16 protein-coding genes are annotated in these 16979 nt (G+C 58.5%); 14 read left to right on the forward strand and 2 right to left on the reverse strand.

Annotation, left to right across the window (positions count from 1 at the left end; all coding sequences use genetic code 11):
* Nucleotides 1-650: 650 nt before the first annotated feature.
* Both BLS30_RS11110 and BLS30_RS11115 read left to right on the forward strand, forming a co-directional pair.
* Nucleotides 651-1046, forward strand: a complete 396-nt coding sequence (locus tag BLS30_RS11110; protein ID WP_046479145.1) for an NADH:ubiquinone oxidoreductase subunit NDUFA12 — start codon at nt 651-653, stop codon at nt 1044-1046.
* A 166-nt stretch (nt 1047-1212) separates the two neighbouring features.
* Nucleotides 1213-1719 carry a DUF2155 domain-containing protein gene (locus BLS30_RS11115; protein ID WP_046480652.1) on the forward strand — a complete coding sequence of 169 codons (507 nt, stop codon included), beginning with the start codon at nt 1213-1215 and terminating at the stop codon, nt 1717-1719.
* Between the two features lie 14 nt (nt 1720-1733).
* Here the strand turns inward: BLS30_RS11115 and hemB are convergent, their stop codons facing one another.
* Together hemB and BLS30_RS11125 are read right to left on the reverse strand one after the other, a co-directional pair.
* Nucleotides 1734-2783 (reverse strand): porphobilinogen synthase, encoded by a 1050-nt coding sequence (gene hemB, locus BLS30_RS11120; RefSeq protein WP_090228829.1) that lies wholly within the window; start codon nt 2781-2783, stop codon nt 1734-1736.
* A 155-nt stretch (nt 2784-2938) separates the two neighbouring features.
* Nucleotides 2939-3979, reverse strand: coding sequence for an extensin-like domain-containing protein (locus BLS30_RS11125; RefSeq protein ID WP_139165336.1), 1041 nt, complete (start codon nt 3977-3979; stop codon nt 2939-2941).
* A gap of 421 nt (nt 3980-4400) precedes the next feature.
* Between BLS30_RS11125 and BLS30_RS11130 the strand changes: the two genes are divergently transcribed.
* The 12 genes from BLS30_RS11130 (at nt 4401) to thiL (ending at nt 16959) form a co-directional block, all read left to right on the forward strand.
* Nucleotides 4401-5501, forward strand: coding sequence for an enoyl-CoA hydratase/isomerase family protein (locus tag BLS30_RS11130; protein WP_090228835.1), 1101 nt, complete (start codon nt 4401-4403; stop codon nt 5499-5501).
* 279 nt (nt 5502-5780) lie between these two features.
* Nucleotides 5781-6290 carry a transcriptional regulator LdtR gene (gene ldtR / locus BLS30_RS11135; protein WP_046479142.1) on the forward strand — a complete coding sequence of 170 codons (510 nt, stop codon included), beginning with the start codon at nt 5781-5783 and terminating at the stop codon, nt 6288-6290.
* A 366-nt stretch (nt 6291-6656) separates the two neighbouring features.
* Entirely contained in the window at nt 6657-7925 is a 1269-nt protein-coding gene (locus tag BLS30_RS11140; protein ID WP_244512419.1) for a L,D-transpeptidase family protein, read from the forward strand.
* A gap of 261 nt (nt 7926-8186) precedes the next feature.
* Nucleotides 8187-9419: a 5-aminolevulinate synthase gene (hemA, locus tag BLS30_RS11145; RefSeq protein ID WP_046479141.1), complete on the forward strand. Its 1233-nt coding sequence runs from the start codon at nt 8187-8189 to the stop codon at nt 9417-9419.
* Nucleotides 9420-9646: 227 nt separating this feature from the next.
* Nucleotides 9647-10957, forward strand: a complete 1311-nt coding sequence (gene glyA, locus BLS30_RS11150) for a serine hydroxymethyltransferase (RefSeq protein WP_046479140.1) — start codon at nt 9647-9649, stop codon at nt 10955-10957.
* 98 nt (nt 10958-11055) lie between these two features.
* Nucleotides 11056-11610: a transcriptional regulator NrdR gene (nrdR, locus tag BLS30_RS11155; RefSeq protein WP_082101116.1), complete on the forward strand. Its 555-nt coding sequence runs from the start codon at nt 11056-11058 to the stop codon at nt 11608-11610.
* A gap of 205 nt (nt 11611-11815) precedes the next feature.
* On the forward strand, nt 11816-12925 hold the full coding sequence (gene ribD / locus BLS30_RS11160) for a bifunctional diaminohydroxyphosphoribosylaminopyrimidine deaminase/5-amino-6-(5-phosphoribosylamino)uracil reductase RibD (protein WP_210184029.1): 1110 nt from the start codon (nt 11816-11818) through the stop codon (nt 12923-12925).
* An 11-nt stretch (nt 12926-12936) separates the two neighbouring features.
* Nucleotides 12937-13530 carry a riboflavin synthase gene (locus BLS30_RS11165; RefSeq protein WP_046479138.1) on the forward strand — a complete coding sequence of 198 codons (594 nt, stop codon included), beginning with the start codon at nt 12937-12939 and terminating at the stop codon, nt 13528-13530.
* Nucleotides 13527-14678, forward strand: a complete 1152-nt coding sequence (gene ribB / locus BLS30_RS11170) for a 3,4-dihydroxy-2-butanone-4-phosphate synthase (protein ID WP_425284163.1) — start codon at nt 13527-13529, stop codon at nt 14676-14678. The genes BLS30_RS11165 and ribB overlap by 4 nt, the downstream gene beginning before the upstream one ends.
* A gap of 142 nt (nt 14679-14820) precedes the next feature.
* Complete coding sequence (ribH, locus tag BLS30_RS11175) at nt 14821-15342, forward strand: 6,7-dimethyl-8-ribityllumazine synthase (RefSeq protein ID WP_046479137.1); 522 nt, start codon at nt 14821-14823, stop codon at nt 15340-15342.
* A complete protein-coding gene (nusB, locus tag BLS30_RS11180; protein ID WP_046479136.1) occupies nt 15339-15956 on the forward strand; it encodes a transcription antitermination factor NusB in 618 nt (205 codons plus the stop codon). Before ribH ends, nusB begins: the two co-directional genes overlap by 4 nt.
* Complete coding sequence (gene thiL, locus BLS30_RS11185) at nt 15949-16959, forward strand: thiamine-phosphate kinase (protein WP_170832459.1); 1011 nt, start codon at nt 15949-15951, stop codon at nt 16957-16959. Before nusB ends, thiL begins: the two co-directional genes overlap by 8 nt.
* Nucleotides 16960-16979 lie beyond the last annotated feature (20 nt).

Consider the following 16979-nt stretch of genomic DNA (forward strand, 5'->3'; position numbering starts at 1 on the left):
GGGAACGCAAACACTTGAGACGGGACGCGACCTGGCTCGATCAAGATCCACAGTCGGGGTCCTGAGCACACACCCTCTCATTTGGCCGATGCTTTGAATCGGCCATTAAGAAAGGAGCGCAGAACAACCCCGTGAAAACACACACCAAAATCCAGCTGCGCTGCACGTCGCACAGCTCTTCCCTACGATTTTGACTGTGACTGGAAACTTGAACGCGACAGGTGTGTTGGTTCGATTGAGACGCTCAAAGATCAACCCAGAGCAATGCAACAACGTCGTCCCACCACGTCGACCACACTAGGTCGATTCGACCCTCGTCAAAAGACATCCATACAACCTCTAGGGGTTCGAGTGTTGCTGAGGGGCTATATGTGGGGTGTGCGGGGAAGGTATGTGGAAAACCCGTGGACCGGTACGGGACAGACCGAGCACAGAACCTTCTGAAGCGCCCGCCAATGTTGATCTTAGGCGTTCAGGACAAATCGAACCCCGAGAAGAGCTACGCATCTAAGGCTAACGCGATTCCGATCCGAGACACTGTGGCATCCCAGCAAGCCTCGTCAGCATATGGACATCATCGGTCGGCTTTGCTCTAAGCTGTGGTCACTTTTTAGCGGCGCAACCGCGCCGTCGGGATGAGGTGAGCGGCAATGAGCATCCTTAGCGAAATCTTCAGTTGGTGGGGTGGCAACACCTGGGGGACGCGCTTCACGATCTGGAAAATTGCGAGCCAAGTCGGCGAGGACGAGTTCGGTAATCGCTATTACCTGCAGCGCAGTGGCGTGGGGCCACTTGGGAAGCCCCGCCGTTTCGTAGTCTATAAGGACTTGGCGGATGCCTCTAAGGTGCCGGCGGAGTGGCACGGTTGGCTGCACTACACCGTCGACGATCTACCCGACGAAAACTACAAGCCGCGAGCGTGGCAAAAACCTCACAAGATGAATATGACTGGGACCGGAAAAGCCTATCGCCCGAAGGGCTCAATTCTGCGTCCGCAAAAGCGTGAACGTGCGACAGGTGATTATAAAGCCTGGAAGCCGGAATGACCCGGTTGGCAATATGAAGTGAAAAGTGCCGCCCGCGGCACCCCGCAGAGGTGCGGGGCATCTTGCTGCAGACAAATTCACTGTCGATAACGGCGAGGTCCGACGGGCGTGCAACAGCCGCCGGACAGGCCCCGTTCAGGGGAACGATCCCACACTTAGGATGACGATGCGCAGCCGACCTGCTTCCGAGTATCTTACAATTACCCTTGCGGTTGTCGCTGTCGGGGTAACTGCAAGCGCAGGCGCGGCTATGGCCGAGCGGCTATCGAATCAGGTCGCCGTCTTTGCTGCGCTCGACAAAGTGACGGCGCGGATCAAAACCCTTGAAGTTCCGCTCAACGAAACTATCGACTTCGGCGCGCTCAAGATTACGCCGCGCGTGTGCTATTCGCGCCCACCCACTGAGCGACCCAAAACCACAACATTTGTTGAGATCGACGAAACGGAACTGGATGGCAGCGTTAAGCGGCTCTTTGCGGGCTGGATGTTTGCTGAGAGCCCGGGCCTGAACGCTGTGGAGCATCCCGTTTTCGATATCTGGCTGACCGAATGCCGTAAGCCCATCGGTGGCAGCGTGGCCACGTCACCTGCAACCGATCCTTCGGCAGCGACAGCCGCCGAGAGCGAAGATGCCTCACCCGCACCGTTTCCGCGCCGCCGCATCCGTCGCTGATCCGCGCAAAAGCCTCAGCCCGTCGCCCGGTCACGTAGCTCGCGCGCAACACGCGGCGCAAAGTAGGTCAGGATCCCTGACGCGCCTGCACGCTTGAACGCCAGCAGACTTTCGACCACCACGCGATCTCCGTCGAGCCATCCATTCTGGATCGCAGCCATCAGCATCGCGTACTCTCCCGACACTTGGTACGCGTACGTCGGAGCGCGCAGATCCTGGGAGATGCGCTGCAGGATATCGAGATACGGCATGCCAGGCTTGACCATGATCATGTCGGCGCCTTCAGCGAGATCGAGCGCCGCCTCACGCAGAGCCTCATCGGTATTGGCGGCATCCATCTGATAGGTTCGTTTGTCGCCCTTCAGCGTCGACGAAGATCCGACCGCGTCCCTGAACGGGCCATAGAAGGCCGATGCGTACTTAGCCGCATAGGACATGATCATCGTGTCGCGATAACCGCCAGCTTCGAGCGCCCGACGGATCGCGCCGACGCGGCCATCCATCATGTCTGAGGGAGCCAGGATATCGGCGCCAGCTTCCGCTTGAACCATCGCCTGCTTGACCAGGGCTTCAAGCGTCTCGTCGTTCGCAATCCGGCCTTCGATCAGCAGGCCGTCGTGTCCGTGGCTCGTATAAGGGTCGAGCGCGACGTCGAGAACGATCCCGATGTTGAGGTTCGCCTCCCGGATCGCTCGCGTCGCTTTACAAACGAGATTGTCAGGATTGAACGCTTCGCGCGCGTCATCACGGCGTAAAGCGGGATCGGTGTAAGGAAAGAGCGCAAGGGCAGGAATGCCGAGTTCTGTGGCTTCGTGGGCTGCAGCGACGGCAAGGTCGACTGACAGCCGCTCCACCCCTGGCATCGAAGCAACGGGCACGCGTTGGTTTTCACCTTCGACCACAAAAATTGGCCAAATGAGATCGTCGACGCTGAGGCGGGTCTCAGCCACCAAGCGCCGGCTCCAATTCGCTTGACGCACGCGCCGCGGACGCACGAGGGGAAAGCTCCCAGGGCTGACATTTTCCAGCGGAGATGCGAGGGATCGCTCGTTTGACTTCGTCATGGATCAGATGGCCAGGATTGCAGGGGGGCGATTGGCGAAACATTTGCCGGATGTAAATCCAGCATAAACATCGCGAGGGCTTAAGCGCGCGCCATCACGGATTACCGTAAAGTCCAGCAAAATGCACGGGGACGAGCGCGCATAAAAAGCTGGACTTACCGGCAATAGTTGCCGTGATCGCGTTCTGCCATATCGACGTGGAAGTGATTACTATGCGCCCGATTAGCCTCTGGGCCAAGCACGGTGCCGAAAATCGCACAAGCGCTCGTGTGCGCATCGCGCAGGAAGCGCGCATATCGTGTATTGACCGGCGCACGCACGGCGGGGGCGGCGGTCGGAGTGACCTCGGTTTTGAATTCGGGTAGTGGCGCTTGAGAGGGCGGTTTGGGGCCGCCAAGCTTGCTCGCGTTAAAGCTTGCGGCTTGCACCTCATCCTTGTCGTCGTTGACAATAGTTTGGTAGAGCGCACTGCCGGTAGAGCCCAACATGGCCAAACTTGGGGCGGTTTCAGCCTTCTGGAGACGAGCCACCTGGGCTTGGCGGCGGGCTTCAATACGCCGCTTTGCTTCTGCGAGGCGCTGGGCCTTCCTCTCGGCCGCCTTCTCTGCAGCAATTCTACGAGCGGCCGTCACCTCCCGTTTCGTCGGTCCCCAATGGGCTAGAAGTTCTGGCTCGACACCCTTTTTCGTCACGAACCCCCGGATATCCAGGGCATTGGCGCGACCATGTTCCGATAGGCGCCCCTTCGAGCGTCCATACGTGTTGCGGCAGGAATAGGAGCTCATCACATTGATCGCAACGATGGGGCTGCGAAAATGTTTGCGGGCGAGAGGCTGAAGATCCTTTTCGACCCAATCGTGGAGGGCGGCAACCATCTGGCAATTGACGATCGGTGCGGGCGACAGCTTAACCGCTGGGTTCGTACCGACGCTGATGAGTCGTACGGGGGCGGGATCGCCGCAAGCTCCCTCTTTGATGGGAGTTTCTGGTAGCGTCACAGCGTCCAAAGATTTGAAGAGATGCACGCAGCGCGCCCGCGCCAGGTTGATCTCGACGGCGCTCCACTTGTCTTCAGCGGCCTTCGTACGTGTCTCCTCGCCGTTAGGTGGAAGCACCTTTGGCCAAGAGGCAGTAATCTGAGGTTTCGCGAGGAGAGCACGAGGTTTGCGTTCCGGATCCGGAGGCGCGAGGCGCATCGCCTGATCCCGACGAGCGCTGGCTTGCTTGCGTGTTGGCGTGCCAGTTTGCGGTCCCTCGGCAGCCAAATTTTGAGCCGCCCGTTCCACAGCTTTAAATGAGCTTGTGACGGATCGCGCTGTCTGACTGACAACGTCCGGGAAGGATTGTGAATAAGCGCTGGCGACTGGCCAAGCGGTTAAGCTGACCAAGCATAATGTGATCCAACCGACGGAACGCAAAGTTTCCCCCTGACTTTCAGATCGCCATTACGCCGGCAACATAACCCCTAGCAAATGGACGCGCGAGGTGCAGTTGCCCCCGATGATTCGCCATGCTTATAAGTCGCCATATACCTGCGAAACGTGTCAACGCAACTAACCAATGCGCGATGAACCACAGTCTTGGGATAAAGCCTGAGATAGCCAATGTCGGGGGATTATGAGCACATCAGACTTGACTGCACCTGATGTCGAAGGCGTCACCGTAAGTGAGAATGGCGCGCTGGGCTTGATCACGCTCAATCGCCCTCAGGTCCTCAACGTTCTCAATACCCCCATGAAAGCGCGCCTGGCGGAGGCGTTCCCGGCTTTTGCCCGCAATCCGGATATCTACGCCGCGGCAATTGAAGCGGCTGGAGAGCGGGCCTTCTGTGCAGGCGGCGATGTACGCGAAAGCGTAAGTGCTGCGAGAAGCAACATGCCTGCAGCACGCGTGGCATTCAAAAGAGAATATGAGCTGATCTGGCTCCTGGAGTGCTTCTCTAAGCCAACCGTTTCTCTGATAAGCGGCATTGTTATGGGCTCGGGCGTCGGTTTGACCGCCTTCAACACGCACCGCGTCGCTGGGGAGCGCTACAAGTTTGCCATGCCGGAGACGGCGATCGGCCTGTTTCCGGACGTCGGTATTGCTTACGTCCTAGCCCGTTTGCCCCATGAAATCGGAACCTATCTGGGCTTAACGGGACGCGCCATTTCCCGGTCCGATGCGTTTAAGCTGGGCCTTGCAACTCACTGCATTCCGGAAAGTGAGTTTGCCGCGATTAAAGCGGGCTTAAGTGAGGCATGGCCGGTGGACACGCTGCTGGACGAGCGTCACAGCGATCCGGGGCCCGGAGAACTGGAGCCCTATAATGAACTCATCGCCAAATGTTTTGCGACAGATACGGTCGAAGAGATCATTGGGCGCCTGAAGGCGGCCAGTGGGCCTCATGCGGAATGGGCGCAAGCGGTCGTTGCGGATCTCGAAAAGCAGGCGCCATTGTCACTCAAGGTTACGCTGCGCCATATCCGCGAGGCGCGGGCCATGGACCTGAGACAGACATTGGGTGTCGATTACAAGTTAGCGTGCCGCTTCTTGGAAGACTCGGACTTCCGCGAGGGGGTACGCGCTGTGCTTATAGATAAAGACAACAAGCCAAACTGGCAGCCGGCCGACTTGTCCGGGGTGACGGCAGAGATGGTCGCCCACTATTTTTCACAACTTACAGATGATGGCTTGGATTTGCCGACCCGTTCCGAAATGCAGGCCGCACGTGTCTGAGATTGTCGCCCGAATTGCGAAACGAGGTTAATATTCAGAGCTTCATGAGCGTCCGCCATCGCCAAAAGAAAGTATTTTTGGTGGCACGCGCGCAATGTTCAGTAATGGCAAAAGCCCAAAAAAACGGGCGTGCGAGAGATGATGAGTTAATAAATCCTTTTCTGGAACCCCCCGTTACTATTCTTTTACTATATCTATTTAGGCAAGATTTAGCTGTCCAAGGTACCTTGTGCCTAACCCGGAACAAAATCGGGGCGTAAACAGGTATGAGGCAGTCCAATGAATCTAGCTTACGACGTGACCCCACACGCCGCAGTAGAGGACGATGAAACGTTCCGTTCCGAATACATGCAGGCTCTTCGCCTGATTGAACGGCTCCATCGTCTGCTTCTTGACGTCATCAAAGACGAGTTTGATCGCAAGGGCGGCTCCGACCTCAACTCAGTTCAGGCGCTGCTGCTCTACAATATTGGCGATAGCGAACTGACCGCGGGCGAGTTGAAGACACGCGGCTACTATCTTGGCTCGAATGTGTCCTACAACCTCAAGAAGCTCGTGGACATGGGCTACATCCACTACAAGCGCTCCGAGGTCGACCGTCGGTCGGTCCGCGTAAGCCTTACCGATAAGGGGCTAAGCGCTTGTGAAGTAGTTGATGATCTCTATCGCCGCCAACTCGGCTCGATCGAAGCTGTTGGCGAAGTTGCGGAAGACGATCTCTCCCGCTTGAACCGGGCTTTGGTTCGCCTTGAGCGCTTCTGGACCGATCAGATCCGCTACCGTCTGTAATTAGGGCTGAGGAAGGATAAGTCCCAGCCAAGGACAAAAAACGTGATCGCATTCATATGAACGGGACTGCGCCGAACCGCGGTCCCGTTTTTTTTGTCCAGCGACCGGCCCTCTCAAAGGCTTCCTCACGGCGACTATGTGGCCCGGCCGCACCACTTATTGTCTGGACGCACGCAGGCGCTGGGACACGGCTTTCCATTTGGCGGCGAATAGCACAACCTCACGATCATGATTTTCGTGAGCCTTGGCTCGGCCCGCGCGGCTTGGGCTGATTATTTGTATTGAGCCAATTAACACCGAACGTCGACGGATTGGCGGCTCTGCAAAAGGTTCACAAGACGTGGGCGCTATTGCGAGGGTGGGACCGTGCTCGATCAACGTTTCAAGTCAAGCTTGTGGCGTGCTGTGTGTGTGCTGGCCTTGTTTGCTGCGCCGGTTGTCATGCCCGCACATGCAGTGGGGCCCAACGACTGGATGTCGTTCAACAAGCCCAATACAGGCGCGGTTGATCGCAACTTCATCCGACGTTGGGAAGCCAATCCCCCACCGGGATATCCAACGCTGTCCCCCGGCAACATCGCAGCGACAGACGCTGCAATCAAACGCTACGAGTTAATCGTCAAAGGCGGCGGCTGGAAAGAATTACCTTCCGATCAGCTGGCAATGGGGTCCAATGGTCCAGCTGTTGAGGACCTGCGCGATCGTCTTAAGCTGTCTGGCGATCTCCAGGATGAGTCCTGGATGCCGCAGCACTTTGACTATTATCTTGAAAAGGCGGTGAAGCGCTTCCAAGCATCGAACGGGCTCGCACCGACCGGGATCGTAGATAAGCGCACGCGAGCTGCATTGAATGTGTCGGCCGAAGTGCGGCTGCGCCAGCTTAAGTTGGGCTTGAAGCGACTGAAGGAATACACGCGTCACACTGCAAAAGGACGGTACGTCGTCGTCAACATCCCCGCCGCCCAGATAGAAGCTATCGAGAATGATCGCGTTGTGTCACGCCATGCCGGCGTCGTCGGCAAAACGGATCGAAAGACACCTCTGTTGACCTCGAGTATCCACGAACTGAATTTCAACCCGATCTGGCGCCTTCCCCCAACGGTCATTTCTCAAGACTTGATCCCCAAGGGGCGGCAAATGCAGCGCGCTGGCCAGAGCGTGCTCGTGAAATATGGCATAGACGCCTACGATGGCGAAGGCCGCAAGGTGGACCCCGAGAAGATCAATTGGAACTCAAGCCGTCCGCACGCGCTGTCTTATCGGCAAAAGCCCGGCGAGGGTAATCCGATGGGCTTCCTGAAGATCAACTTCCACAATGGCCACTCCGTTTATATGCACGACACGCCCTCCGATTCCCTGTTTGGCCGAAATTTCCGGGCGGCGAGTTCCGGATGTGTGCGTGTGCAAAATATCGAACAACTCGCGACATGGCTGTTGGCGGATCAAGGTAGTTGGGACCGTTCTCGTGTGGACGAGATGAAGGCCAAAGTGAAACGCGAAGATGTGCGGCTTAAGAAGCCTGTACGGCTGTATTTTGCCTACATCACGGCTTGGGCCACGGAAGATGGCGTGGTGCAGTTTCGCCGCGATCTCTACCTCAAAGATGGCGTGGGGCGAGACGTCGCTTCTTACTGAGGTAGTCCGTTCTCCCCTTGCCGCGGGTGTGCCTGATCCTAATTTTGCTATCTGCGCAGATTTACCCTCAAAACGAGGGTTGAACTCGGCTGCACGATGCTCTTCACTGGACGCCGAGGAAAATCGGGCATTTCAACGGCATTTATGACTATGCGCCGCATTGTCTTGCTCTATCGCAGATTATAGTCATTCTATGACTCCACCGATTAACCAGCTCGGTTTTCTGGAACTGGGCCATCCACGGGCATTCGGGACCGCAACATGGATTATGGCAAGAAGTTTCAGGACGCTATCGATGCCTTACATCGGGAGGGGCGCTACCGCGTTTTCGCGGACCTGAAACGCCAGCGCGGGAATTACCCGCACGCTTATCATGTTGATACACATGGGGCGTCCGACATCACGGTGTGGTGCTCCAATGACTATCTTGGCATGAGCCAGCACCCCGTGGTCACCAATGCGATGCACGAGGCCATTGATCTGGTTGGGGCCGGTTCTGGCGGAACGCGGAACATCTCCGGCACGACGCATTATCACGTCGAACTGGAAGCTGAACTGGCCGACCTGCACGGTAAGCCAGCGGCGCTGTTGTTTACCTCGGCCTTCGTCGCGAATGACGCGACACTGTCAACCATCCAACAGCTCATCCCCGGCATCGTGCTGTTCTCGGATGAGAAAAACCATGCGTCGATGATTGCTGGTATCCGCCACGGTGGCGGCATGAAGCACATCTGGCGGCACAACGACATCACGGATCTTGAAGCTCAGCTTGCGCAGTATCCCAAGGAAACGCCTAAGTTGATTGCATTCGAGAGTGTCTATTCGATGGACGGTCATATCGCGCCGATTTCCGCGATCTGCGATCTCGCAGAAAAGTACGGCGCCATGACCTATCTCGATGAGGTCCATGCAGTTGGTCTTTATGGCCCCCGTGGCGGCGGTATAGCCGAGCGTGACGGTGTGATGAACCGTGTCGACATCATCAACGGTACCCTTGCCAAGGGCTTTGGCGTGATGGGTGGCTATATCGCGGCAAGCCGCGTCATTTGCGATGCCATCCGCTCCTATGCGGCAGGCTTCATCTTCACGACCTCGCTCGCGCCCGCCATTGCCGCTGGCGCGCTGGCGTCCATTCGCCACTTGAAGTCCAGTAAGGTTGAGCGGGAACACATGCACGAGCGCTCGGCAACGCTGAAACGGCGCCTCGCGGACGAAGGCTTCCCGGTTATGGAAAACCCGAGCCATATCGTCCCAGTGATGGTTGGTGATCCTGTGCACTGCAAAGCGGTCACGGATGCGCTTCTCAATCATTACGGAGTCTATGTGCAGCCCATCAATTATCCGACCGTACCGCGGGGCACCGAGCGTATCCGCCTGACGCCTGGTCCGACCCACACAGACGCGCACATGGACCATCTCGTAGCTTCGCTGAGAGAGCTTTGGCAGCGCTGCCCAGTCGCCAAGGGCGAATATGTGCGCCTCGCTGCGGAATAAATCCAGAATTTGAAGAAGTTAGATAGAAAAGGCACTTCCTGCCGGGTTTGTAGGGCCTTTTACAGCGTGGCGGCAAAGCGCCGCGTTTAGTCCGACATCTTGTTCCACCGTATTCGACTATGGTAGGGCATACGATCAACCAACGCTGGAGATGCCGGGGTTCTTGCGGCGAACCAGCCTTTTTTCTTTGAAACGCCGCAACTTTTTGCAAGCACGAGGACAGCTTCATGTCGACAGCCACGGCCGCAGCGGGCGCAGACACCAATAACTTCTTTACTCAGTCACTCGCTGAGCGCGACCCGGAGATTGCCGACGCGATCGCGAAAGAGCTTGACCGTCAGCAGCACGAGATTGAGCTGATCGCCTCTGAAAACATCGTGTCGAAGGCTGTTCTTGAGGCAGCAGGAAGCGTTCTGACAAACAAGTACGCCGAAGGCTATCCCGGCCGCCGCTACTATGGCGGCTGCCAGTTCGTCGATATCGCTGAACAGCTGGCGATTGATCGCGCCAAGAAGATCTTCGGCTGTGGCTTCGCCAACGTTCAGCCGAATTCGGGCAGCCAGGCAAACCAGGGCGTTTTCAACGCACTGCTTGCGCCAGGCGACACGATCCTTGGTTTGAGTCTGGCCGCCGGTGGTCACTTGACCCACGGTGCCACGGTCAACCAGTCGGGCAAGTGGTTCAATGCCGTCCACTACGGCGTCGACCGCGAAAAGCACCTGATCGACTTCAATGAGGTTCGTGAGCTCGCGCAGAAGCACAAACCGAAGCTGATCATCGCAGGCGGTTCCGCTTATCCGCGCAAGATCGACTTCGCGACGTTCCGTCAGATCGCCGATGAAGTTGGCGCTTACTTCATGGTCGACATGGCCCACTTCGCTGGCCTTGTTGCCGCCGGTCTCTATCCGAGCCCGTTCCCGCACGCGCACGCCGTCACCACGACGACCCACAAGACCCTGCGCGGCCCGCGCGGTGGCATGATCCTGACCAACGACGAAGCCCTGTCGAAGAAGTTCAACTCGGCGATCTTCCCTGGCATTCAGGGCGGCCCGCTGATGCACGTCATCGCCGCTAAGGCTGTTGCTTTCGGTGAAGCTCTGCAGCCGGACTATAAAGTCTATATCAAGAACGTCATCGATAACGCCAAGGCCATGGGCGAAGTCCTCGTTGAAAACGGCTTTGCGCTGGTTTCGGGCGGCACCGATTCCCACCTCATCCTGGTGGACCTGCGTCCGAAGAAGGTGACCGGCGACATCTCGGAAAAGGCGATGGGCCGTGCGCATATCACCTGCAACAAGAACGGTGTGCCGTTCGACCCCGAGAAGCCGATGGTGACTTCGGGTATCCGTCTCGGCGCGCCTGCTGGCACGACACGCGGCTTCGGCGTCGCTGAGTTCCGTGACATCGGCCGTATGATCGCCGAAGTGCTAGATGGCCTCGCGAAGAATGGCGAAAACGGCAATGCAGCTGTGGAAGAGAAGATCAAGGCGGAAGCGATTGCGCTTTGCAAACGTTTTCCCATCTACAGCCAGAATTGAGCCTTAACCGGAGCATCGGTAACGGGCTATAAGATAGAGGCGTCGCGCGGGCCAACGACCTGCGCGGCGCCTTTAGCTTTTGCGGAGAAGAGAGACCTATGCGCTGCCCCTACTGCGCTTGCGAAGATTCGCAGGTAAAGGACAGCCGGCCGACGGAGGAAAATTCCGCGATCCGCCGGCGTCGCGTCTGCCCGGACTGTGGCGGCCGCTTTACGACGTTTGAGCGCGTGCAGCTGCGCGAACTCATCGTGACGAAGCGTTCCGGGCGCAAAGTCCCGTTCGACCGCGATAAGCTGATGAACTCCGTGCAGGTCGCGCTGCGCAAGCGGCCCATCGATACGGAGCGCATTGAGCGGATGGTGTCCGGCATTGTTCGCCAACTTGAGGCGAGCGGTGAGACCGAAATCGATTCCGCCATGATCGGTCAGCTTGTAATGGACGCGCTGCGCGGATTAGACCCCGTTGCCTATGTCCGGTTTGCCTCCGTGTACCGCGATTTCCGCGAGGCTGCGGATTTCGCGGGCGTTCTCGGCGAGATTGCTGGCGATGCAATCCCACCGCGCGAGCAGGCAGCGGGCATATCTGAACCTCCGAACTCTCCGGCGAAGCCTGAGCGCATCGTGGATATCGCAGTCGTTGGTAAGCGGGGCTAAGGGGTGTAAAAGAGCGTTTCGGACGTTCAGAGTACGGCTTGCGCGGATTATCCCCTGGGACACAAATCTGTGCTGGCGGCATTCGCCGGCTTAGTCGGTCTCAAATGTCCGCCTGCTCACAATCCTCATCGTGAACCGCCGCATGTGGGCCTGCGGCTGAAACTGGAATAGTCCGATTACCACCACGACTGCCTTCGATCGTCAGATGATGTCGCTTGCTTTGAGCGCCGCGCGCCGTGCGCTGGGCACGACGGCGCCGAATCCGACTGTTGGTGCAGTCATTGCCGACGAGACGACACAAACGATCATATCGGTGGCGGCCACGGCCCCAGGCGGGCGTCCACACGCCGAGCCTATAGCTATCGGGCAGGCGGGTGAGTGCGCGCGCGGCAAGACGATGTACGTGACGTTGGAGCCCTGCTCCCATGTCGGAAGAACGCCACCGTGCGCGGACGCCGTCATTGCCGCCGGCCTCTCGCGCGTCGTTCTCGCTCAAGAGGACCCGGATCCGCGGGTGTCGGGTCGCGGTACGGCGCGTTTGCGCGCAGCCGGCATAAATGTTGAACGCGGGGTCCTTAACAAGGAAGCCAATTGGGTAACGCGGGGCCATATTCTACGCGTGACGGAGCGACGCCCGCTTGTTCAGTTGAAGCTGGCGGTCGACCACGCATTGAGCGTCCCCCGGGGAAACAGCGGCGCGCCCACGTGGGTAACGGGAGAGTTGGCACGCTTGCGGGGCCATCTTTTGCGCGCGCGCGCAGACGCAATTCTCGTCGGAGCCCGTACCGTCACCGATGATGACCCTGATCTGACATGTCGCCTTCCGGGTTTGGCTGACCGTTCGCCTGTTCGTATTGTGCTCGCAGGGCGAGAGCTTCCATCGCCCAGAAGCCGACTGGTGCGTTCTGCACAACAGACACCCGTGTGGATTGTCGGGAGCAGGAAACTCTTTGCGGAACAAGCTGGAGTGGCGGGTGAGCTATCCGATTTGGGCGCCAAGCTGATTGAAGTGAACGACGTCCGTGGACTTCCCTGGCTCCCCGCAGTGGCGGAAGCACTCGTGGCAGAGGGCGTCACGCGGCTCCTCGTTGAAGGGGGCCCAACCATGTGGCGGGCCTTCGCGGGGGCGGGTCTCGCGGACGAAGTGATTATGTTTCGCGCACCGCCCACGGATTCATCGTTTGCAGTTTTGCCGCCGCCCCGGCAAGTTCCCGGGCCCGAAGAACTTGCAGCACTTCTCCCAGGTCTTTCTCTGTCATTGGCGGAGATCAACCACGTCGGCCACGATGTAATGCTAACGTATCGTAAGAATTGAGGATTGAGGCGATGTTCACCGGTATCATTACCGACATTGGCACAATTGCCGACCAAAACGACGGCAGCTTCCAGATCAGCGCCTCTTATCCGGCCGCCGATATCGCGATCGGCGCGTCGATCGCCTGCGATGGCGTTTGTCTCACCGTCACGAAGATCGGAGCGCGTGCTGAGGGGTGTCTTTTCTCCGTCGATGTCTCCAATGAGACCCGTAGCAAAACGACGGTAGGCCAATGGAAGCCGGGCCGGAGGATCAATCTCGAGCGTGCCCTGGCATTGGGAGATGAGATGGGGGGACACGTCGTGACCGGCCATGTCGACGGTGTCGCACGCATTATTGATTGTCAGGACGATGATGTATCCCGGCGCTTCTCATTTGAGGTTCCTGAGCATCTCGCAATCTACATCGCGCCCAAAGGTTCTGTGGCTCTGGATGGCACCTCTCTGACCGTTAACGAGGTAAGTGGTGGGCGTTTCGGCGTAAATGTCATCCCCCACACCTTGACCGCCACCACATGGGGAGCGAAAAGCGCAGGCGAGAACGTCAATCTTGAGGTTGATGTGTTCGCGCGTTACGTCGCGCGCATGATGGAGTTTCGAAATTGATAGATCAGGCGAAAACATCAGCCTCGCCGCAGACCGAACTCGGGTTGTCCTCGACCGAGGAAATTATCGAGGAAATGCGTAATGGCCGCATGGTCATCTTGGTTGATGCCCCGGACCGGGAGAACGAGGGCGATCTCGTCATACCCGCACAGATGGCTACGCCGGATGCTGTAAACTTCATGGCCAAGCATGGCCGTGGCCTCATATGCTTGACGTTGACGCGGGCACGCGCGCAGACGCTGCGGCTCGAGGCCATGGTGCGCTCCAACCTTTCACGGAACCGCACGGCGTTCACCCAGTCGATTGAGGCGCGTGAAGGAATTTCCACCGGCATCTCGGCGGCCGACCGTGCGCGGACCATCGCGACGGCCATTGATCCCAGTAAAGGTGCAGACGACATAGTTTCTCCAGGACATGTCTTTCCGATCGCCGCGCGCGAAGGGGGTGTCTTGATGCGTGCGGGGCATACGGAAGCTTCCGTGGACTTAGCCCGCCTGGCGGGGCTTTTGCCCGCAGCGGTAATTTGCGAGATCATGAATGACGACGGCAGCATGGCCCGCCTGCCGGACCTTATGGTGTTTGCCCAAAAGCACGGACTGAAAATCGGCACGATCGAAGACCTGATCGCATACCGCTTGCGGCATGATCACATCGTCCGCCCGTTGGCCGTGAGCGATATTAACAGCGCGTTCGGCGGAGAATTCAAACTGCACGTCTTCGAGACGTTGGTGGAGCCGGGGGAACACTTGGCGCTGGTCAAAGGCGACATTTCCGGTTCAGAGCCCGTGCTTGTGCGTGTACATGCTGTGAGCCCGTTCGTGGACCTGCTTGGCGTGGGCTCCGAGACAGCAGGCGAATCCCAGATCGCCGCTGCGATGCGCGCTGTCGCGGATGAAGGCCGGGGCGTTATCGTATTGATCCGTGATCTTCGGCCGAAGGGGGTGTCCGAGTATATCGCGGCACGCCCGGCATCTGAAGGTGGGCATACCCGCAACGACCGTCGCCAAGTTGAGATCGGCGTGGGATCGCAAATACTGCGCTCGCTCGGCGTAAGCGATATGGTGCTGCTCACAAACTCCCCGGCGCATATCTATGTCGGATTAGAAGCTTTCGGACTATCTATTGTCGACACGCGCGAATTCTACTGAGGGTTCGCTTTTGACATAAGAAATAGCCGTCTTCGGAAAACGCATGGGCGGAATGTCCTTGTGTGCTGCGGGAGCAGCGCTGGCTCGTGAGCTTCAACGCTCGAAAAATTTGTAAGAAATCAAGACCTCTAGGTGGACCGACATGGTAACCAGAACAGGGCGGCCGGATGCACCAGCCGTCGATCACAAGTCACCGCGCTGGCGCGCTAAAGTGCTCATCATTGAAGCACGGTTTTATCCGGAGATTGCCGACGAGCTCTTTACCGGGGCGCTCGCGGAGCTAGAGGCGCAGGGCGCAAGCTATGATCATATTATCGTCCCCGGGGCGCTGGAGATTCCCCAGGTTCTCGCGCAGGCCGTGACGTCCGGCCTAATTCCCCGCAGCGCCGCCAGCGCTCAGTATTGTGGCGCCGTGGCGTTGGGTTGCGTCATAAGAGGGGAGACCTCACACTTTGATGTCGTCATTAACAACGCCAACCACTGGCTGATGCAGATTGCGATTGAACATAACGTGCCCGTCGGCAACGGTATTCTGACGGTGGAAAACGAAGCCCAGGCGCTGGAACGCGCGCGGGGCGGCCGCTCCAGCAAAGGCGCCGACGCCGCTGCAGCCTGCCTCCGATTGATTGAACTTTCGCGTGAATTCCAGGGGCAAGGGGCATGACCGTCAAGCCACGTAAAGTTGTTCGCCGGGCTTCAGGAAAGGCTACCGGCAGCGCAAACCGTGCAGCCCGTAGCGCTGGCCGCATGGCGGCCGTGCAAGCTCTCTACCAGATGGACCTTGCTGGAACCGACGTGACCGACGTCATCCACGAATTCACAACGCTCCGCTTTCCGACCGAAGAGACGGAAGCAAATCCAGCCGAAGAGACGACTGAACCGAAGACTCCCGCCACCGACGCTGCGTTTTTTGCAGAACTCGTGCGCGGCGTCGTGCGCAGACAGCGCGATATCGATCCTATGATCGATCATCAGCTTGCGTTGAATTGGCGGCTCAAGCGCGTCGACTCTACGCTTCGGGCTATTTTGCGTGCAGGCGCATTCGAATTGATCGAGCGACGCGACATCCCTGCCCGCGTTGTGATCAACGAGTACATCGAAGTCGCGCATGCGTTCTTTGACGACGATGAGCCCAAAGTCGCCAATGGCGTGTTGGATCGCCTCGCGCGCCGCCTCCGCGTTTCCGAGTTTGAGATGCGGCGGACCTCTCCGCAGGATAAAAACGAACCGCCTGCCGATACCGAGCCGGATCCATCTCCCGATAGGGCCAATGGCTGAGCTTCCCAAGTCCGACGCCGAGCAAGCCATGATCGCTCGGGTGTTCGCACCCCTGACGGCAGGCCTGCCCGGCGCGCTTGGGCTGACTGACGACGCAGCAATTCTTTCCGCGCCGTCCGGACGTCAGCTGGTCTTGACCATGGATACGCTGGTCCAGGACGTCCATTTCCTTTTCGACGGCTCGGTGCAGCAAGCATCCGACGCAGCCTACAAAGCTCTCGCGGTGAACGTGTCCGATCTCGTTGCGAAAGCTGCCGATCCGCTTGCCTATATGCTCTCGCTGACATTGCCAGCCGTTGGTTCGACCGATTGGCTTGAGGGGTTGGCAGAGGGCTTCCGACAGGGGCAGTCAGACTGGAGCATCCACTTGGCTGGCGGGGACACGGTTCGTGGAACGAGCGGGCTGGCGCTGACCGTGACCGCAATTGGCAGCGTGCCGCAGGAAACCGCGGTGTTGCGCCGTAACGCGCGACCCGGTGACCGGCTTATCGTAACGGGAACAATCGGAGATGCCTGGGCGGGACTGCATGTATGCCAGTCATCAGAGGCCTTCGCGCATCTCTCTCGAACCGACGCGGATTTCCTCAAAAACCGCTATCAGCGTCCGAGGCCGAAACTTGGCATCGTCGAAGCCCTGCGCACATATGCATCGGCCGCGATGGATATCTCGGATGGCCTGATCCTCGATCTGGAACGCATGTGCCGCGCCAGCGGAGTAGGGGCATGTCTGCGCGCGCCTCAGGTCCCCTTGAGCGCACCAATTCAGCAACTGGTTAACAACCAGAAAGTATCGCTGACGGACGCCTTGAGCGGAGGCGATGATTATGAAATTTTGGCGGCCGTACCGCCGGATGCGCTCGGAGCGTTCGCAGAGGCTGCGCGGCACGCCGGCGTATCAATTGCTGAGGTTGGAGAAATAATTGCGACGCTAGGGGTTAGCGTCGTCGGAGACGATGGAAACTCATTGAGCATAACCCGTAAAGGTTGGGATCATCTCGGTTGACAGAGCGCTCGCCCGATTTG

Source organism: Filomicrobium insigne (genome assembly GCF_900104305.1).
Lineage (GTDB): Bacteria > Pseudomonadota > Alphaproteobacteria > Rhizobiales > Hyphomicrobiaceae > Filomicrobium > Filomicrobium insigne.